Consider the following 19269-nt stretch of genomic DNA (forward strand, 5'->3'; position numbering starts at 1 on the left):
CTGAGGATCAGCCGGTGGGCCAGGGCGTTGCCCAGGGCTCGGGTTCCAGGTCGAGGGCGTTGCACAGGTAGCCGATCGTCCGGTACCAGCCGGTCAGGACGATCAGCTCCACCAACTGCGGGTCGCTGTACCGGTCGCGCAGCCGCGCCCACGTCGCGTCGTCCAGGCTCGCGGTCGCGTCGAGTTCGTCGACGGCCGCGAGCAGCGCGAGATCCGCTTCGCTCCAGGTCTCGGCGCTCGGCCGCGGCTCGGTGGTGTCCGCGAGCTGCTCGGCGCTCAGCCCCACCTGCGGGCCGTAGTGCACGGCGTGCACGCCCCATTCGTAGCGGGCGCCGTTCCTCGCGGTGATCCGGTCGATGACGATCTCCCGGTCGCGCTCCGGAAGCTGTCCGTGGGCGAGCAGCCCGCTTCCCAGGACCCGCATCCGGGAGGCGAGCTCCGGGTGGACCTGGAGCACCCGGAACAGCAGCAGGGGAACGTGCGGGAAGTCCGGCGGGTGCCATTTGGCCAGTTCCGCTGGGTTTTCGGCGGGCGCGGGGATGCGGCTCACGGCGGCCTCCGGTGGTAGCCTCGTGCTTCGAAAAACGAAGCGTAGGTGGTTCGATTGTCGAAGCGCAAGGATTCGGGAGCGGACCCGCTGCCCGGCCGGCCGGTGCGGGGTTCGGAGTCGGGGCGCCCGGTCATGGCAGCGCTGGACCTGCTCGGCCGGCGGTGGACGCTGCGGATCCTGTGGGAACTCCACCAGCGGCCGGACGGCTTCCGCGGCCTGCAGGCCCGGTGCGACGGGATGTCCAGCAGCGTCCTCGCCACCAGGTTGAACGAGCTCACCTCGGCCAGGCTGGTCGAAGGCGGCTACCGCCTCACCGAGCTCGGCGAAGAACTGGTCGAAGCGATGGGGCCGGTGGTCGAGTGGTCCCGGCGATGGGCCGACGAGCTGGCCTGACCGCGACGGCTCCGGGCCGCCGCAGGGGCCGTCCGGGAACTCGTTCTGCGCGCCGAGAACGTCACCCCGTCGCGCTGGGTTCCCGCAATTTCAATGGAAATCAGAGGTTCGATTTCCATTGAAATTGCGGTCCACCGGAGCCTTGATCACTCGGGTGGTGGGGTGAGCCGATCGGCGGCCCGCCACGAATGGCGCATTGACTCACCTGGTGGGTGATCAATAGCGTCAGCAATCGTTTTCTGGGGTGGCTTACCGGGGGTGATCGGCGTGGCTCGTCCGGAGGGGAACGTGAGCCGCCGCGGGTTCCTGCGCGGCGTCGGCGCCGCCGCTCTCGCCGCTCCCGCGCTGATCGGCTGCGCCCCGGCGCGGAACCCCCGCGAGATCACCTTCTGGAACTTCCTGGGGCCCGGCGGCGAACCGAAGGCGCGCAGCGACTGGGTCGTGCGGCTGGCCGCCGAGTGGAACGCCACCCACGACGTCAAGGTCCGGCTGCGCTATGTGCCGACCAAGGACTACACCTCCGGGCCGACGCTGCAGACGTCGTTCAGCGCGGGCGCCGGGCCGGACGTCTTCATGCTCAGTCCCGGTGATTTCCTGCGCTACTACAACGGCGGCGTGCTCGCCGACCTCACCCCGCACCTGGATCCCGCGGTGCGGGCCGACTTCCTGCCGCAGGTCCTGCAGACCCGGCTGGTCGACGACCGCGTCTACGGCCTGCCGATGGAGATGGAGCCGCTCGCGCTCTACTACGGCGAGGAGGCCTTCGAGCAGGCCGGGCTTTCGGAGGGCGACCTGCCGCGCACCTGGGACGACCTGATCGCGGTGGCGGAGCGGCTGACCACGCCCGACCGCTTCGGGATGTTGTTCGAGACGAATCCCGGCTACTACCAGAACTTCACCTGGTACCAATCGATGTGGATGGCAGGCGGCGAGGTGTTCGCGCCCGACCAGCGCCGTTCCGCCTTCGACGGGCCGGGCGTGCACGCCGCCCTGCGGTTCTGGCAGGACACCGTGCGGGCCGGGGTCGCGCCGCGCCGGGTGCGGGGCGCGGGCGCCAACGACACGATCTCCAACATCGCCGACGGGTACTGCGCGATGCAGCAGCTCGGGATCTGGGGCATCGCCGAAATCGCCGAGCAGGCACCGGATTTCCGCTACGGCGTCGCGCCGATGCCCGCCCCGCCCGGCGGCACCTACACCACGTCGCTGGGCAGCTGGGCACTGGTCGCCAACGCCAAGGGCGCCAACCCGGAGGCCGCCGCCGAGTTCGTGGTGTGGGCGCTGGGTTCCGCCGATCCGGCGTGCATCGAGCGGATGCGGCTGTGGAACACCGTCGCCAAGACGAACCTGCCGCCCCGCTACTCGGTGCAGCGCGCCGCCGAGGAGCACGGCGCGTTCGAGCACGGCCCGATGCGGGTGTTCGCCGAGCAGGTGATGGCCGAGGCCCGGCCCGAGCCGAGATATCCGCCGGAGGTCTACCGAGCGGTCTCCGACGCGTTACAGGCCTGCCACCTCGACGGCGCCGATCCGGTCGAGGCCGCCGGCGCCGCCGCCGAGCAGATCGACACGTTCCTGTCCACCTACGACGGAGCGCCGATCCATTGAGCACCCGACGAAGCGGAGACCGCAGATCCGACGCCGCCGCGGCGTTCGCCTTCCTCGCCCCGGACGGGATCGGACTGCTGCTGTTCGTCGCGATCCCCACGGCCCTGGCGCTGGTGGTGGGCCTGTTCGACGTCGACGGCTTCGGCAACGTCGCCTGGGCCGGGCTGGACAACTTCCGGCTGATGGCCGGTGACGGCCTGCTGTGGCGCAGCTTCGGCATCACCGCCACCTACGCGGTGCTGTTCGTGCCGCTGGCGTTCGCCGCCGCGCTCGGGCTCGCGCTGCTGGTCAAGGACCACTTCCCGGGCGTCGGGATGGTGCGCGCCGCGCTGTTCCTGCCGAACGCGGTGAGCCTCGTGGTCATCGGCCTGCTGTGGCAGTTCCTGCTCGCCGACAAGACCGGCGCGGTCAGCCGGCTGACCGGCCTGGACGGCGTTTCCTGGCTCGGCGACCCGAACCTGGCGCTGATCACCCTGGTGCTGATCAGCGTGTGGTTCCTGATGGGCTACCAGATGCTCATCTTCCTCGGCGGCCTGCAGGACATCCCGCGCGAGCTGTACGACGCGGCCGTCATCGACGGCAGCGGCCCGTGGCAGCGGTTCCGCCACGTGACCTGGCCGATGCTGCGCCCGACGAGCTTCTTCGTGCTGGTCACCTCGACGATCAACGCGGTCACCGGCATGCAGGTGTTCGACCTGGTCTTCGTCACCACATCCGGCGGCCCGGCCAACGCCACCACGACCGTCGTCTACTACGCCTACCAGCAGGCCTTCCAGTTCGGCCGGTTCGGCTACGCGGCGGCGATCTGCGCGCTGCTCGTGCTCGCCCTCGGCGCTGTCACCGGCGCCATGTTCGCCCTGACGAGGGGAGGCCGTTTCGATGCGTAGGACCTCCGGCAGGGCGGTGCTCGCCTACCTGGTCGCGCTGGTGACCGTCGCGCCGCTGCTCTGGTTGCTGCTCAGCGCCTTCCGCCCGGAATCGCAGCTGTACGACCTCGGCTGGCCCCGCGAGCTGACACTGTCCAATGTGGCCTACGTGCTGACCGAGGTGCCGTTCCTGCGCTACCTCGCGAACAGCGCGCTCGTGGCCGTCTCGGTCACCGTGATCGCGCTGTTCCTGCACTCGATGGCGGCCTACGCGCTGGCCCGGTTGTCCTTCCGGGGCAGGGGATTCGCGTTCGCCTCGGTGGTGGCGACGCTGCTGATCTCGCTGCCGGTGATCCTGGTGCCGCTGTTCATCGTGGTCCGCGGGCTGGGCATGGTCGACACCTACGCGGGCCTGATCGTGCCGGGCCTGTTCAACGCGTTCGGCATTTTCCTGCTCCGCCAGTTCTACCTCGGGGTGCCGCGGGAGCTGGAGGAGGCGGCGCACCTCGACGGCTGCGGCCACTGGCGGATCTACTGGCACGTCGTCCTGCCGCTGAGCCGCCCGATGCTGGCGGCGCTGGCGGTGCTGTTCTTCCTGGCCAACTGGAACTCGTTCCTGTGGCCGCTGGCGGTGGCGCAGGACGAGTCGCTGCGGGTGGTCCAGGTCGGGATCGCGTCCCTGCAAGGCCAGTACGCCTCGAAGCAGCACTACGTGCTGGCGGCGGCGATGCTCGCGGCACTGCCGACGATCCTGGTCTTCCTCCTCGGCCAGCGGTGGCTGGTCGCCTCCCTCAAGACATCCGGCCTCCGCTGACCGGACGCCGTTTTCGCGCGAAACCGCCAACCAGCACGCCTGGCGGGCGGCGATTTCGCGCGAAATCGCCGCCTGGGACGCGGGAACTGACACGTCCTGAACCCTGGCAGATGGGGCAAAGCGGATCAATCGGGAGTCGCGCGGATCGCGCCCGGCGGGCTGTCGGTGCGGTGGCGTAGTTTGCCCGGAGTGCGTGCGTCGCGGTTGGTTTCGTTGCTGTGCTTGTTGCAGGTGCGGGAGGTCATGACCGGGCCGGAGCTCGCCCGCGAGCTGGAGGTCTCCGAGCGGACGGTGGCCCGCGACGTGCTCGCGCTGGCGGCGGCCGGGGTGCCGGTGTACGCCGAGCGCGGGCGGGCCGGCGGATACCGGTTGCTCGGCGGCTACCGGGCGAAGCTCAACGGGCTCCACCAGGCCGAAGCGGAGGCGCTGTTCCTCGCCGGCGTGCCGGGCCCGGCGAGCGACATGGGCCTCGGCGAAGCCGTCGCCGCCGCGAGGCTGAAGGCGTCGGCCGCGCTGGCGCCGCCGTTCCGCGATGCGCCGCAACGGGTGGGGCAGCGGTTCCACCTCGACGCGCCCCGCTGGTTCCGCGAGGCCGAAACCCCGGCGGTGCTGCCGGAACTGAGCCGGGCGGTGTGGCGCGACCGCAAGGTCGTCGCCCGCTACCGGCGCGGCGACGAGGAGGTGCGGCGCGAGCTGGAGCCGTACGGGCTCGTGCTCAAGGCGGGCGTCTGGTACCTGGCGGCCCGCAGCGGCCGGCGGTTCCTGACCTACCGCGTCGACCGCTTCCGCGAGGTGGAGGTCGTCGACGACGAGTTCGCCCGCGACGAGACCTTCGACCTCCCGGCCTTCTGGGAGGAGAAGTCCGACGAGTTCTCCCGCTCCCTGCTGACCGAACGCGTCGAGATCCGGATCAGCCCTGCTGGCCTGCGGAAACTGCACGCGACGACCGACGGCGCCGCGGCCCGCGAAGCGGAAGCGGCCGCGGGCGAACCCGACGCGCAAGGCTGGGTGACCACCACGTTCCCGGTGGAATCCCTGGAAGTGGCCTACGACCAGATCCTCGCGCTGGGCCCGGAGGCGGAGGTCCTGACCCCGCCGGACCTCCGCACCCGCCTGACCGAAGCGGCCACCCGCTTCGCCGCCCTCTACGACCTCGGCTGACGCCCGGCGGTCAGCGGTAGTCGGCCGGGCTGCCTGGGTTGCCGGGCCATTCGACCTCGAGGATGTAGCGCCAGGCGTCCGGCTGGGAGCCGTCCGCGTCCGTGAAGCCGTAGGCCTTCGCGAGATGGCCGCTGGACAGCGACTCCTTGTTCCAGCGGGCCACCTCCGGGTCCGTTGCCAGCGCGACCACCGCGCGGCCGACGAACTGCGGCGACTCGGAGATGCCGAAACCCTCCGGCGCCGTCGTGGACTCCCGCCAGTTCTCCTCGGTCACGCCGAAGAGTTCGAGCATCATCTCGGACCGCAGCCAGCCCGGGGTCAGCGAAACCGCCGTGCCGCCGTGCTTCTCCAGTTCCTCGCCCTGGGCCCGGGCGAGGCGGTGCGCGGCGACCTTGACGATGTCGAAGAACGCGCCGCCCTCGCTGCGGTAGTACTGCTCGTGGACCTCCGCGGTGCCGTCGGTGAGCTCCACGACCAGCCCGCCCGGGCGCTTGCTCAGCAGCGCCAGCGCGAAGTGGCTGGTGATCATGTGCGCCTCGATGCCGACCCGCAGCCGCTGCAGGCCCTTCGCCAGGTCCTGCTCCCAGATCGGCTTGTGCCAATGCATCAGGTTCTCGCCGCCGAGGTCGTTGATCAGGATGTCCAGCCTGCCCTGTTCCGCCTCGATCCGCCGGACCAGCTCGCGGACCTGGTCCGGGTCGGTGTGGTCGACCTGGACCGCGATGCCGTTTCCGCCGACCCGGGTCACCAGCTCGGCAGTGTCCTCAATGGTCTCCGGCCGGTCGTAGTCCGAGCGCTGCGCCCGGGTGCTGCGCCCGGTCCCGTAGACCGTCGCCCCGGCCGCCCCCAGCTCCACCGCGATGCCGCGGCCCGCACCGCGGGTCGCCCCGGCCACCAGCGCGACCTTGCCGTGCAGTTGTCCACTCATGTCTGCGATTCCTCCTCTTCCCGAACGGTTCGGAAGCGAACCTGCCAGCGAATCCGGACACCTGCGGTCAGGATTCCCCGCCGGATTCCGGATCGCTCGTCGCAGCTCCGCCACGCGAAAGGAGTTCACGCACCTGCTCTTCTGCCTGCCTCGACCGGGTGAGCGGTACTCGGGGTACGGTATTGGTGGTGATCACGTCCGCGACGCGATCACCACCAAGGGGAGGAACAAGACTGGGCTCGCTGCGGCGGACGGACCCGCCGGGCGGCGGTGAAAGCGGTCGGGACGGAAGCGACGAGGTGCGCGGCACAACACACCTGCTGAAACTCCCGGCGTGGCTGCTGGACGCGGGGGCGGTTGCTTGCCTACCGTCCGGACCGGGCACGGGAACGGCCGAAGCTCGCAACCCGCACCGACAGCGACCGGGGGAACCCGCGTCGGCGACGACCGGTACCGCGGCCGCCCCGGCGGTCGACGCAGAGAGCACAGAGCCACGATCAGGAAGGCGGATCCGATGACGCCCCCGCACAACTATCTCGCGGTGATCAAGGTCGTCGGCATCGGCGGCGGCGGCGTCAACGCCGTGAACCGCATGATCGAGGTCGGGCTCAAAGGTGTCGAGTTCATCGCGGTGAACACCGACGCGCAGGCCCTGCTGATGTCGGATGCCGACGTGAAGCTCGACATCGGCCGCGAGCTGACCCGCGGCCTCGGAGCCGGCGCGGCTCCGGAGGTCGGCCACAAGGCCGCCGAAGACCACAAGGAAGAGATCGAAGAGGTCCTCAAGGGCGCCGACATGGTGTTCGTGACCGCCGGCGAGGGCGGCGGCACCGGCACCGGCGGCGCGCCCGTCGTGGCGTCGATCGCGCGCAAGCTCGGCGCGCTGACCATCGGCGTGGTCACCCGGCCGTTCTCCTTCGAGGGCAAGCGCCGCGCGGCCCAGGCCGAACAGGGCATCAAGGAGCTGCGCGACTGCTGCGACACGCTCATCGTCATCCCGAACGACCGGCTGCTGCAGCTCGGCGACATCGGGGTGAGCCTGATGGACGCCTTCCGGTCCGCGGACGAGGTGCTGCTCTCCGGTGTCCAGGGCATCACCGACCTGATCACCACCCCGGGTCTGATCAACCTCGACTTCGCCGACGTCAAGAGCGTCATGTCCGGCGCGGGCAGCGCGCTGATGGGCATCGGCTCGGCGCGCGGCGAGGGCCGGGCGGTGCAGGCCGCGCAGAAGGCGATCAACTCGCCGCTGCTCGAGGCGTCCATGGAGGGCGCGCACGGAGTGCTGCTGGCGATAGCGGGCGGTTCCGACCTTGGGCTGTTCGAGATCAACGAGTCGGCGTCGCTGGTGCAGGAATCCGCGCACCCCGAGGCCAACATCATCTTCGGTACGGTCATCGACGACTCGCTCGGCGACGAGGTGCGGGTGACCGTGATCGCGGCCGGGTTCGACTCCGGCACGCCCACCCACAAGAAGCTCGAACCGACGAAGGTCGGCGCGCGCACCGAGGAGCCCGAGCCCGCTCCGGTCCCGGAGAAGCCCGCGCCGCAGCCGGTGGCGAGCGAGCCAGCGCCGCCGCAGCAGCCAGCGCCGCCGACGCCGCAGCAGCAGTCGACCCCGGCGCCGCAGCCCGTGCCGCCCACCCCGCCGCAGCCCGCCCCGCAGGCGGAACAGCCGGCGGCCCAGCCGGTTCCGGCGCAGCCGGAGCCCGCGCCGGAACCGCAGCAGCGGCCGAACCTCGGCCAGCGGTCCGGGCTGTTCGGCAGCGACGGCTTCTCGACCGGGCAGCAGAACGTCTCGGTGCCCACCCGCCCCACCGGCGGCTACCCGACGCACAGCGGTACCTCCGCCACGGGCCGCCCCGGTGCGCTGTCCAACCGCGGCGTCCCGGTTACCGACGACACCGACGACGACGTCGACATACCGCCCTTCATGCGTCGCTGAAGCGCAAGGAGGGTGCGGTGGTCATTTTGCGTACGTAGTTGGAAGCGGCTTCGCTGCTTGCCTGCGGCAACTGCGCGGCTAACCAGGTCGTACCTCTCAGGCAACGGCGCATGAGCGAGAATCGACACCGGAAACACCGCGTTTCCGGTGTCGACTTGTGTTCGGGAGGCTGAGCAGCAGTGCGGATTCGGCGCGTGATCACCACGCGGGAGGGCGGGAGTTCCCGGCCGCCCTTCGACTCCTTCAACCTGGGCGGCCGGGTCGGTGACGACCCCGCGGCCCTGGCGGCGAACCAGCGCAAGCTGGCCGACGGCATCGGTCTGCCCGAAGAGCGTCTGGTGTGGATGGAGCAGATCCACGGGCGCACCGCGACCATCGTCGACGGGCCGCAGCCGGCGCCGGTGGAGGCGACCGATGCGCTGGTGACCGCCGAGCCGAAGCTGGCGCTGATCGCCCTCACCGCGGACTGCGTGCCGGTGCTGCTCGGCGACCCGGAGACCGGCGTGGTCTCGGCGGTGCACGCCGGCCGGGTCGGCGCGCGCGTGGGAGTGCTCGTCGCGGCGCTGAAGGCGATGCAGGAGGCGGGCGCGCGACTGGACCGGATCGAGGCGCTGCTCGGCCCGGCGGCCTGCGGCGAGTGCTACGAGGTGCCCGCCGAGATGCAGGCCGACGTCGAGAAGCACCTGCCGGGGAGCGCGTGCAAGACCCGCAAGGGCACCGCCGGGCTCGACCTTCGCGCGGGGCTCTGGGAGCAGCTGGCCGCGGCCGGGATCGCCAAGATCGGCGTCGATCCGCGCTGCACCATGGAATCCCCGGAGCTCTACAGCCATCGCCGCGACAACGGCCGCACCGGCCGGTTCGCCGCGGTGATCTGGGCCGAGCCGGAGGAGACCGAGTGAGCGAGGAGTTGCGGCGGGCCGAGCTGGCGGAGTCGCTGCGGGAGGTCCGCGACCGGGTCGACCGCGCCTGCCGAGCGGCGGGGCGCGAGCCCGACGAGGTCGGGCTGCTCGCGGTGACGAAGACCTTCCCAGCATCGGACGTGGCGCTGCTGGCCGATCTCGGGCTGACCGAGTTCGCCGAGAACCGGGAGCAGGAGGCACGCGGGAAGGTCGCCGAGTTCGCCGCGCTGCGGCCGGCGGCGGAGGCGCACTGGCACATGGTCGGGCAGCTGCAGCGGAACAAGGCCCGGGCCGTGGTCCGCTGGGCCGACGTGGTCGAGTCGGTGGACAGCGAGCGGCTCGTCGAGGCGCTGGGCCGGGCCGCCGCGAACGCCCTGGACGCGGGGGAGCGGGAGCGTCCGCTGGACGTCCTCGTGCAGGTGGGTCTGGACGAGGCGACCGGGCGCGGCGGCTGCCGTCCGGAGGACGTGCCGGCGCTGGCCGATATGATCACGCGTACGAGTGGACTTAGGCTGCGCGGCGTGATGGCCGTCGCCCCGTTGGGTGGCGAACCCGCTGTGGCTTTTGCCACACTTTCCAAGATCTCCGAGCGCTTGCGCCGTGATCACCCCGAAGCTGGCGAAGTGTCGGCGGGGATGTCCGGCGACCTGGAAAGTGCCGTTGCCCACGGCTCGACCCGGGTGCGTGTCGGAACCGCGCTGCTCGGTGGGCGGCGGTTAACCTCGCCATAGCCGTGAACAGGGGGGTCGAGGGCCGGCCGCCTCGTGCTCGGTGCTAAGGAGTCGCAGAGGAAGGGCATGCCGATGAGCGCTTTGCACAAGTTGAAGGCCTACTTCGGCATGGTCCCGGCCGACGAGGTGGACGACTACGACGACGAGCCCGGCTATCGCGATCGGTACTCCGACGCCGATCGCGATGCCTACGACGGCCCGTCGGAACGGGTCGGCGCGCGTCGCCGGGTCGGCACCCGCGGCGGCTACCAGGCAGAGGCCGAGGCGGAAGCGGACGGCTTCGTCGAGGAGTACCGCGAGCCCGCGGCGCGACCCCGGCGGCAGTGGGCACCGGAAGCGCCGGTGCGCAGCGTGACACCGGTCGACCCGCCACGGGAGTCCGTCTCCCGGCTGCGGGCGGTCACCGACACGGGCACCCAGTTCAACTTGAGCAAGATCACAACGCTGCACCCGCGCAGCTACAGCGAGGCCCGCACGATCGGCGAGCAGTACCGCGACGGCACGCCGGTGATCATGAACCTGACCGAGATGGAGGAGGCAGACGCCAAGCGCCTGGTCGACTTCGCCGCAGGTCTGGCGTTCGCGTTGCGGGGCTCGATCGAGAAGGTCACCAACCGCGTGTTCTTGCTCTCACCGCCGAATGTGGACGTCGCGGCGGAGGACAAGCGGCGGCTGGCCGAGGGTGCCTTTTTCAACTACGGGTGAGTGGTGGCACAGTTGAAGCGTGAACCCGGTGCAGATCGTCCTGTTTTACGTTCTGTTCTTCTTCTGGCTGCTGCTCACGGCCCGTATCGTGATCGAACTCGTTCGAGTGTTCGCTCGCGATTGGCGGCCCGTCGGAGGGGTTGCAATCGCGTTGGAGAGCATCTACACAGTGACCGACCCACCCGTAAAGTTGGTGCGTCGGGTGATTCCGACGGTCCGGATCGGCGGCGTCGGACTGGACCTATCGATTATGGTGCTGCTGCTGGTCGTGTTCATACTGATGCGACTGGTGCAGCCCGGGTGACGGGGAACCCGGGCTACCCGCAGCCGAGGAGTGCGTGAGGTGATCTTGTGGGCCTGACCCCCGCCGACGTGCATAACGTCGCGTTTAGCAAACCTCCGATCGGTAAGCGGGGCTACAACGAGGACGAGGTGGATGCATTCCTCGACCTGGTTGAAGCCGAGCTTGCCCGGCTGGTGGAGGAGAACAACGACCTGCGCAGCCAGGTGGAGCAGCTGGAGTCCCAGCTGCAGACCGCGCAGGTCGAGTTGGACGACGCGCGCAGCCAGGCCGCGTCGGTTCCCTCGACCCCGGCCGCCCCACCGGAGGAACCGCGCCGGCTTACCCCGGTCCCGGCGCCGACCGCCGCCGAGCAGACGTCCCCGGGCGGTGACCACCACGTGCAGGCCGCCAAGGTGCTGGGCCTCGCACAGGAGATGGCCGACCGGCTGACCGGTGAGGCCAAGGCCGAGGCCGACGGCATGTTGTCCGAGGCGCGGACGAAGTCCGAGCAGCTGCTGTCCGAAGCGCGCTCGAAGTCCGACAGCATGGTCAACGAGTCCCGGACCCGTGCCGAGACGATGCTCAACGACGCCCGCACGCGGGCCGAGACGCTGGAGCGGCAAGCCCGCGACAAGGCGGCGAGCCTGGAGCGCGACGCGCAGCGCAAGCACGCCGAGGTGATGGGCAACATCACGTCGGAGAAGAACGCCCTCGAGAAGAAGATCGAGACCCTGCGCACGTTCGAGCGCGAGTACCGCACTCGACTGCAGACCTACCTGGAGTCGCAGCTGCGCGAACTGCAAGACCGGGGCTCGGCCGCGCCCGCGGACAGCAGCGGCAGCCGGTCGTCCGGTCAGCAGGCCAGCTACAGCTTCGGGGCGCGCGCAGCCGAAGCCGGCTGAGCGAGTTCGTCCGCATCGGCGGCGACGGGCTGAACCGCCCGTCGCCGCTGACGTGCATCGGGGGCGTTCGGCGAGGGACGTGAGGTCGCGTGCTGTTGGTCGTGCTGCTGCTGGTCCTGGTGGCCGGCGGTGTTCTGGCCGGGGCGGTCGCCGCGGGCGAACCGGATCTGGCGTGGCTGTCGGTGCTGATCAGCGTCGTCGGCGTGGCGCTGCTGGTCGCCGATCGGCGGCGGCGCCGGACCGGGCCGCGCGAGCGGCCGCCGGCGGAGCCCGCGCCGGTCGACGGCAAGGAGCCGGGCGAGGAGCGCAGCAACGCCGCGGAAGCGGCGGATCCGGGCGCCGAGGTGCTGGTGCTCGACGAGCGGCCGCGCTACCACGTGCGCACCTGCGAGTGGCTCGGCGATCGGAAGACGATCGCACTGCCGCTGCGCGAAGCCCGGGAGCTCGGCTTCACGCCGTGCGCCCGCTGCGCGCCGAACGCGACGCTGGCCGCCGAGGTCCGCCGCGTGTAGTGCGGTTCCGGGCTCCGGGCCCCTGGATGCGGTTTCGGGTGAAACCGCGCACCGGTGAAAACCGGTGGCGGGCGCCCGGTACCCTGGACTGACCAGGCAATGATCCGGCCATCACCGGGGAGCCTCCGGAAGAACGGGTGCCCGGCCTGGGCGCCTCAGTAGAACCGGACGGGTCCAGCCCGTCACAGCTGGCAACGAGTGGTCGTCGGCGTCGTCCGGCGGCAAGCGGGGTGGTACCGCGGATCTCGTGCGGGCATGCGCACGAGGTGTCGTCCCCGCGTGGGCACCGAAGTTTCGGTGACCGTGCGGCGGAAACGACACACCGCGAGGAGCACAACCGCGATGGCTTATCCCAAGGTTCAGTTCGGCGACGCCGGTGAGCGCGGCGTGGCGGCCCAGCCCGTGTTCCCCGAGATCGAGCGCCAGGTGCTGGATTTCTGGGCCGACGACAAGACCTTCCGGGCCTCGGTGCAGGACCGCGAGGCCGGCGCCAACGGCGCCAACGAGTTCGTCTTCTACGACGGGCCGCCGTTCGCCAACGGGCTGCCGCACTACGGGCACCTGCTGACCGGCTACGTCAAGGACGTGGTGCCGCGCTACCAGACCATGCGCGGCCGCCGGGTGGAGCGCCGGTTCGGCTGGGACTGCCACGGGCTGCCCGCCGAGGTGGAGGCGGAGAAGCAGCTCGGCATCTCGTCGAAGTCCGAGATCGAGCAGATGGGCGTCGCCGCGTTCAACGACGCGTGCCAGGCCTCGGTGCTGCGCTACACCGCCGAGTGGGAGGACTACGTCACCCGGCAGGCACGGTGGGTGGACTTCGACAACGACTACAAGACGCTCGACCTGGACTACATGGAAAGCGTCATGTGGGCCTTCAAGACCCTGTGGGACAAGGGTCTGGTCTACGAGGGCTTCCGGGTGCTCTGGTACTGCTGGCGGTGCGAGACGCCGCTGTCCAACACCGAGACCCGGATGGACGACACCTACCGCCAGCGGCAGGACCCGGCGGTGACCGTGGGCCTGCGGCTCGACGCGCCCGGCAAGCCCTTCGACGGCGCGCTGGCGCTGGCGTGGACGACGACGCCGTGGACGCTGCCGTCGAACCTGGCCGCCGCGGTGCACCCCGAGGTCGACTACGTGGTCGTCGCGCCGGGCGGCGGCACCGAGCGGTACGTGCTGGCCGAGGCGCGGCTCGGCGCGTACACGCGGGAGCTGGGCGAGGACGTCGCCGAGCACGTCGTGGCGCGGTTCAAGGGCACCGAGCTGCTGGGCACGAAGTACGCGCCGCCGTTCGACTTCTTCGTCGGCCGGGAGAACGCGCACCAGGTGCTGGCGGCCGACTACGTCACGACCGAGGACGGCACCGGGCTGGTGCACATCGCTCCGGCCTTCGGTGAAGAGGACAAGGTCGTCACCGACGCCGCGAACATCGAGCCGGTGGTCCCGGTCGACGCGCACGGCAAGTTCACCGGCGAGGTCCCGCCGTACGAGGGTCTGCAGGTCTTCGAGGCCAACAAGCAGATCATCCGCGACCTCAAGGAAAAGGGTCTGCTGCTGCGGCACGAGACCTACGACCACCCGTACCCGCACTGCTGGCGCTGCGACAACGCGCTGATCCAGCGGGCGGTGTCGTCCTGGTTCGTGGCGGTCAGCCAGTTCAAGGACCGGATGGTCGAGCTGAACCGGCAGATCAACTGGGTGCCGGGGCACATCCGGGACGGCCAGTTCGGCAAGTGGCTGGAGAACGCCCGCGACTGGAACATCTCCCGGAACCGGTACTGGGGTTCGCCGATCCCGGTGTGGGTCTCCGACGACCCGGCCTACCCGCGCACCGACGTCTACGGCTCGCTGGACGAGCTGGAGCGCGACTTCGGGGTGCGGCCGGCGAACCTGCACCGCCCGGAGATCGACGACCTGACCCGGCCGAACCCGGACGACCCGACCGGGAAGTCGACGATGCGCCGGGTGCCGGAGGTGCTGGACTGCTGGTTCGAGTCCGGCTCGATGCCGTTCGCCCAGGTGCACTACCCGTTCGAGAACTCGGAGTGGTTCGAGCACCACTACCCGGGCGACTTCATCGTCGAGTACAACGGCCAGACCCGCGGCTGGTTCTACCTGCTGCACGTGCTGGCGACGGCGCTGTTCGACCGGCCGGCGTTCACCAACGTGCTGGCGCACGGCATCGTGCTCGGCGACGACGGCCAGAAGATGTCGAAGTCCAAGCGCAACTACCCCGACGTCAACGAGGTCTTCGACCGCGACGGCTCCGACGCGATGCGCTGGTTCCTGATGGCCAGCCCGATCCTGCGCGGCGGCGACCTGGTGGTCACCGAGCGCGGCATCCGGGACGCGGTGCGCCAGGCGGTGCTGCCGCTGTGGAACTCCTGGTACTTCCTGGCGCTGTACGCCAACGCCGAGGGCGTCTCCGGTGAGTCCAAGGTGGACAGCAAGCACGTGCTGGACCGGTACATCCTGGCCAAGACGCACGAGCTGGTCGGCGACGTGCAGTCCGCAATGGACTCGTTCGACCTCGCGGGCGCCTGCTCGGACGTGCGGGACTTCCTGGAGGTGCTGACCAACTGGTACGTGCGCCGTTCCCGCGACCGCTTCTGGGCGGGTGACCGGGACGCGATCAACACGCTGCACACCGTGCTGGAGGTGACCTGCCGGGTGGTGGCGCCGATGCTGCCGCTGACCGCGGAGGCGGTCTGGCGCGGGCTGACCGGCGGCCGCTCGGTGCACCTGGCGGACTGGCCGCTGGTCGACGAGCTGCCCGCGGACGCCGCGCTGGTGACCGCGATGGACGAGGTGCGCCAGGTGTGCTCGTCGGTGTCGAGGCTGCGCAAGTCCAACAACCTCCGGGTGCGGTTGCCGCTGGCCAAGCTCGTGGTCGCGACCCCGGACGCGGAGGCGCTGCGGCCCTTCGCGGACCTGATCCGCGACGAGGTCAACGTCAAGGACCTGGAGCTGAGCACCGACGTCGCCGCGCACGGTCACTTCGAGATCGCGGTGAACGCGCGGGCTGCCGGCCCGCGGCTGGGCCGCGACGTGCAGAAGGTGATCAAGGCGGTGAAGTCGGGCGAGTGGCAGCGCACCGGCGGCACCGTGGTCGCGGCCGGCATCGAGCTGCAGGAGAACGAGTTCGACGAGCGGCTGGTCTCCACCGACCCCGGCGCGGCCTCGGCGCTGCCCGGCGGCAAGGGCCTGGTGGTGCTGGACACCGACGTGACCCCGGAGCTGGCGGCCGAGGGCCTGGCCCGCGACGTGGTCCGCGTCGTCCAGCAGGCCCGCAAGGAGGCGGACTTCCAGGTCTCCGACCGGATCGCGGTGGCGATCTCGGCCCCGGCCGAGGTCCTGTCGGCCGTCGCCGAGCACCGCGAGTTCATCGCCGCCGAAACGCTGGCGAACGCGGTCGAGTCCGGCGACGTGGCGGACGGCTTCATCGGTGCCGTCGGTGACGGCACCGATATCAAGATCGGCGTCACCAAGGCCTGACCCCGCGAGGTCAAGGGCGCTTCCCGCCGGATTTCCCGGCAGGAAGCGCCCTTCGCGCTTCCGGGGTCGGTGTGACCAAGGCCGCTCCCACGATCCGGGATTGCTGTTGTCGGGTGCCGCGGCGGTTTTCTAAGGTCCGTAGTCGAAGGTCATGAGTGCCAGCGTCAAGCCCCGGCTTGCTGGCCGGCAACCCTCCAACCGCGGTGGGGTGCCCCGGGTGAGGACCTGGCCGGTCGTGCAGGGCGATCCGGCAAGCGCGGACCCCTCCTGGGCGGGTCCGATGAGGCCCCCGAGGAGGCCGTCATGTCTTCTGCCGTCATCGACATCCCGAAGCAGTCCGATGTGGACTACCGGATCCCCGCTGTCGTCGGCCGCTCGCTGCGTGTCCCGCTGGTCACCGGCGAGCACATCGGATACGCGAACCTCGATCACGGGGCGAGCGCGCCTTGTCTGGAGCCGGTGCAGTCGGCGGTGAACGAGCTGCTGCCCTGGTACGCGAGCGTGCACCGCGGCGCCGGGTTCGCCTCCCAGGTGTGCACCCGGGTCTACGAGGGCGCCCGGGACAAGCTCCGGACCTTCGTCGGTGCCCGGCGCACCGACTCGGTGATCTTCACGCGCAACACCACCGACGCCCTGAACCTGCTGGGGCGGGCGCTGCCGCGCGGCACCTCCGTCGTCGTCTTCGACACCGAGCACCACGCCGCGCTGCTGCCCTGGTCCGGCCCGCGGGTGCGCCGCCTGCCCGCGCCGGAGACCCCGGCGGACGCGGTCGCCGCGCTCGACGCTGCGCTGGCCGAATGCCCGGAGGGGCCGCGGCTGGCGGTGATCACGGGCGCGTCCAACGTCACCGGCGAGGTGTGGCCGGTCGCCGAGCTGGCGAAGGCAGCGCGGCGGCGCGGGGCGCGCACCGTGCTGGACGCCGCGCAGCTCGCGCCGCACCGGCCAGTGCGGATCGGTGAGGTCGACGTCGACTACGTCGCGATCTCCGGGCACAAGCTCTACGCGCCGTTCGGCGCGGGCGCGCTGATCGGCCGCGCGGACTGGCTCAACGCCGCCGAGCCGTACCTGGCGGGCGGTGGCGCGACCCGGCTGGTGCAGGAGCGGTCGGTCAGCTGGACGACCGGGCCGGAGCGGCACGAGGCCGGTTCGCCGAACACCGTCGGCGTGCATGCGCTGGCCAAGGCCTGCGAGACCCTCGCGGCCAACTGGGCGGACGTCGTCGAGCACGAGGAGACGCTGCTGCGCCGGCTGCGGGCCGGGCTGCGCGGCGTGCCGGGGCTGCGCGAGCTGCGGTTGTTCGACGCCGATCACGACCGGGTCGGCGTGGTGAGCTTCACCATCGACGGGCAGGACCCCGGCCTGCTGGCCGCGGCGCTTTCCGCGGAGCACGGCATCGGCGTCCGCGACGGCCTGTTCTGCGCGCACGTGGCCACGCGGCGGCTGCTCTCGCGGGCGGGCTCGGACGCCGACCGCGCGGTGCGCGTCAGCGTCGGGCTGGGCACGACGGCGGAGCACATCGACCGCCTGGTAAACGCGCTGCGGCGGCTGGTGGCAGTGGATCCGGTCTGGCGCTACGAGCAGGTCGACGGCCGCTGGGCGCCGGTCAACGACCCGCGCCCGCTGCCGGACTTCCTCGGCTGACTGCTCCGCACCGCGGAACCGGACTTCCATGCGTCCCGATTTTGCCTAAAATCGGGAGCTTCCCGTGCTGGGCCGGGTCTCCCGATTTTGCCTAAAATTGGGAATCTTCGTGGCGGGGCGCACCGATTGGGGATTCCGATTTTGCCTAAAATTGGGCGGTTCCCCGCGTCGGGGTTCAGCGATTCGGTACTGCCGTGATGCGCCCGTCCAGGTTCAGGGACAATGGCTGGCGTGAGCACCGAGCAGTCCTCCCCGAGGGAGTCCTCAGCAGAGCAGGCGGGCACCGAGCCGACCGCCGCGGAACAGGCACCCGAGACGCAAGCCGAGGCGGCGGAGCCGCCCAAGCGCGCCTCCGGGAAGCTGCTCGGGTTGCTGGGCGGGGTCGCAGTGGTGGCCCTGGCCATCGACATCCTCACCAAGGTCGCCGTGGTCGCCAACCTGGAGGGCAAGCAGCCGGTCGAGTTGTTCGGCGGCCTGCTCTACCTCGACGTGCTGCGCAACCCCGGTGCCGCGTTCTCGCTGGCCACCGGCATGACCTGGCTGCTCGCGCTGCTCGCCACCGCGGTCGTCGGCGTGATCATCTGGCTGGCGCCGAAGCTGCGTTCGCCGGGCTGGGCGGTGGGGCTCGGCCTGGTGCTCGGCGGCGCCTGCGGCAACCTGGTCGACCGGTTCTTCCGCGCCCCCGGACCGCTGCAGGGGCACGTGGTGGACTTCCTGTCGGTGTTCGCGCCGGGCGGCGCGGTGTGGCCGGTGTTCAACGTCGCCGACTCCTGCATCGTCTGCGGCGGCATCCTGGTCGTGCTGATGTCGCTGCTGGGCCGCGACTACGACGGCACGGTGCACCGCAAGAAGAAGGCAGCGCAGTCGTGAGCGATCTTCGAACGCTGCCGGTTCCCGACGGGCTGGACGGCATGCGGGTCGACGCGGGCCTGTCGAAGCTGCTCGGCCTGTCCCGCAGCGCCGTCGCCTCGCTGGCCGAGTCCGGTGACGTGCTGGTCGACGGCAACCCGGCGGGCAAGTCGGACCGGCTGGTCGCCGGGGCCTGGCTGGAGGTGACGCTGCCGCCGGCGCAGCAGCCGCTGCAGGTCGTCGCGGTGCCGGTGGACGGGCTCAGGATCCTGCACCAGGACGACGACATCGTCGTGGTCGACAAGCCGATCGGCGTCGCCGTGCACCCGAGCCCGGGCTGGGAGGGGCCGACCGTGGTCGGCGGGCTCGCCGCCGCGGGCGTGCGCATCGCGACCTCCGGGGCCTCCGAGCGGCAGGGCGTCGTGCACCGCCTCGACGCGGGCACCACGGGTGTGATGGTCGTTTCCAAGAGCGAGCACGCGTACTCGGTGCTCAAGCGCGCGTTCAAGGAACGCACCGTGGACAAGCGGTACCACGCCGTGGTGCAGGGGCATCCGGACCCGAGCCGCGGCACCATCGACGCGCCGATCGACCGGCACCCGCGCCACGACTACAAGTTCGCGGTCGTCACCGGCGGCAAGCCCAGCGTCACCCACTACGAGACGGTGGAGGCGTTCCGCGCGGCGTCGCTGGTGGACGTGAAGCTGGAAACCGGGCGCACGCATCAGATCCGGGTGCACTTCTCGGCGATCAAGCACCCCTGCGTCGGCGACCTGACCTACGGCGCGGACCCCGTGCTGGCCCGGCGACTCGCTATTACCAGGCAGTGGCTGCACGCGCGCAGCCTCTCCTTCGAGCACCCGTCTGGCGGCTGGGTCACGTTCGAAAGCGATTACCCCGCCGACCTGCAGCATGCGCTGGACGAGCTCCGCGGTCAGGACGGCTGAGCCGGGTACGGTGGCGGACAAGCCTGTGAACGAGCAAGGGGGC

The 19269-nt window shown here is 70.9% G+C and carries 18 protein-coding genes and 1 riboswitch; of the genes, 16 read left to right on the top strand and 2 right to left on the bottom strand.

All coding sequences use genetic code 11. From position 1 onward, the window contains the following. Positions 1-7: 7 nt before the first annotated feature. On the bottom strand, positions 8-550 hold the full coding sequence (locus tag E1288_RS15170) for a carboxymuconolactone decarboxylase family protein (RefSeq protein WP_207954365.1): 543 nt from the start codon (positions 548-550) through the stop codon (positions 8-10). A gap of 54 nt (positions 551-604) precedes the next feature. Between E1288_RS15170 and E1288_RS15175 the strand changes: the two genes are divergently transcribed. The 5 genes from E1288_RS15175 (at position 605) to E1288_RS15195 (ending at position 5389) form a co-directional block, all read left to right on the top strand. Further along, complete coding sequence (locus E1288_RS15175) at positions 605-943, top strand: winged helix-turn-helix transcriptional regulator (RefSeq protein ID WP_235883568.1); 339 nt, start codon at positions 605-607, stop codon at positions 941-943. A gap of 267 nt (positions 944-1210) precedes the next feature. Continuing rightward, positions 1211-2548 carry an ABC transporter substrate-binding protein gene (locus E1288_RS15180; protein WP_235883569.1) on the top strand — a complete coding sequence of 446 codons (1338 nt, stop codon included), beginning with the start codon at positions 1211-1213 and terminating at the stop codon, positions 2546-2548. Next, positions 2545-3435 (top strand): carbohydrate ABC transporter permease, encoded by an 891-nt coding sequence (locus E1288_RS15185; protein ID WP_132485492.1) that lies wholly within the window; start codon positions 2545-2547, stop codon positions 3433-3435. Before E1288_RS15180 ends, E1288_RS15185 begins: the two co-directional genes overlap by 4 nt. Continuing rightward, positions 3428-4228, top strand: a complete 801-nt coding sequence (locus E1288_RS15190) for a carbohydrate ABC transporter permease (protein ID WP_132485494.1) — start codon at positions 3428-3430, stop codon at positions 4226-4228. The genes E1288_RS15185 and E1288_RS15190 overlap by 8 nt, the downstream gene beginning before the upstream one ends. A gap of 189 nt (positions 4229-4417) precedes the next feature. Continuing rightward, positions 4418-5389 carry a helix-turn-helix transcriptional regulator gene (locus E1288_RS15195; protein WP_132485495.1) on the top strand — a complete coding sequence of 324 codons (972 nt, stop codon included), beginning with the start codon at positions 4418-4420 and terminating at the stop codon, positions 5387-5389. A gap of 10 nt (positions 5390-5399) precedes the next feature. Here E1288_RS15195 and E1288_RS15200 read toward each other — a convergent pair whose 3' ends face one another. Continuing rightward, positions 5400-6317, bottom strand: coding sequence for an SDR family oxidoreductase (locus E1288_RS15200; protein WP_132485497.1), 918 nt, complete (start codon positions 6315-6317; stop codon positions 5400-5402). 514 nt (positions 6318-6831) lie between these two features. Here E1288_RS15200 and ftsZ point away from each other — a divergent pair. The 11 genes from ftsZ to E1288_RS15255 all read left to right on the top strand — a co-directional run bounded on the left by ftsZ (position 6832) and on the right by E1288_RS15255 (position 19226). Next, positions 6832-8262: a cell division protein FtsZ gene (gene ftsZ, locus E1288_RS15205; protein WP_132485499.1), complete on the top strand. Its 1431-nt coding sequence runs from the start codon at positions 6832-6834 to the stop codon at positions 8260-8262. A 194-nt stretch (positions 8263-8456) separates the two neighbouring features. Next, positions 8457-9161, top strand: coding sequence for a peptidoglycan editing factor PgeF (gene pgeF, locus E1288_RS15210; RefSeq protein ID WP_235883570.1), 705 nt, complete (start codon positions 8457-8459; stop codon positions 9159-9161). Then, complete coding sequence (locus E1288_RS15215) at positions 9158-9892, top strand: YggS family pyridoxal phosphate-dependent enzyme (protein WP_132485503.1); 735 nt, start codon at positions 9158-9160, stop codon at positions 9890-9892. The genes pgeF and E1288_RS15215 overlap by 4 nt, the downstream gene beginning before the upstream one ends. A gap of 72 nt (positions 9893-9964) precedes the next feature. Continuing rightward, positions 9965-10597 carry a cell division protein SepF gene (locus E1288_RS15220; RefSeq protein ID WP_132485505.1) on the top strand — a complete coding sequence of 211 codons (633 nt, stop codon included), beginning with the start codon at positions 9965-9967 and terminating at the stop codon, positions 10595-10597. Between the two features lie 19 nt (positions 10598-10616). Then, positions 10617-10901, top strand: a complete 285-nt coding sequence (locus E1288_RS15225; protein WP_093160639.1) for a YggT family protein — start codon at positions 10617-10619, stop codon at positions 10899-10901. 47 nt (positions 10902-10948) lie between these two features. After that, complete coding sequence (wag31, locus tag E1288_RS15230; RefSeq protein ID WP_132485507.1) at positions 10949-11782, top strand: DivIVA-like cell division protein Wag31; 834 nt, start codon at positions 10949-10951, stop codon at positions 11780-11782. An 89-nt stretch (positions 11783-11871) separates the two neighbouring features. Beyond that, entirely contained in the window at positions 11872-12294 is a 423-nt protein-coding gene (locus tag E1288_RS15235) for a hypothetical protein (RefSeq protein WP_132485509.1), read from the top strand. A gap of 342 nt (positions 12295-12636) precedes the next feature. Next, on the top strand, positions 12637-15789 hold the full coding sequence (gene ileS, locus E1288_RS15240) for an isoleucine--tRNA ligase (RefSeq protein ID WP_132485511.1): 3153 nt from the start codon (positions 12637-12639) through the stop codon (positions 15787-15789). A 147-nt stretch (positions 15790-15936) separates the two neighbouring features. Further along, a riboswitch (SAM riboswitch) is annotated at positions 15937-16052 on the top strand. 40 nt (positions 16053-16092) lie between these two features. Further along, positions 16093-17430, top strand: coding sequence for an aminotransferase class V-fold PLP-dependent enzyme (locus E1288_RS15245; protein ID WP_132485513.1), 1338 nt, complete (start codon positions 16093-16095; stop codon positions 17428-17430). 222 nt (positions 17431-17652) lie between these two features. Continuing rightward, positions 17653-18300, top strand: a complete 648-nt coding sequence (lspA, locus tag E1288_RS15250; protein WP_132485515.1) for a signal peptidase II — start codon at positions 17653-17655, stop codon at positions 18298-18300. Positions 18301-18341: 41 nt separating this feature from the next. Next, positions 18342-19226 (top strand): RluA family pseudouridine synthase, encoded by an 885-nt coding sequence (locus E1288_RS15255; RefSeq protein ID WP_132485647.1) that lies wholly within the window; start codon positions 18342-18344, stop codon positions 19224-19226. Positions 19227-19269 lie beyond the last annotated feature (43 nt).

Source organism: Saccharopolyspora elongata (assembly GCF_004348985.1).
In the GTDB taxonomy this organism is placed as follows: Bacteria; Actinomycetota; Actinomycetes; order Mycobacteriales; family Pseudonocardiaceae; genus Saccharopolyspora; species Saccharopolyspora elongata.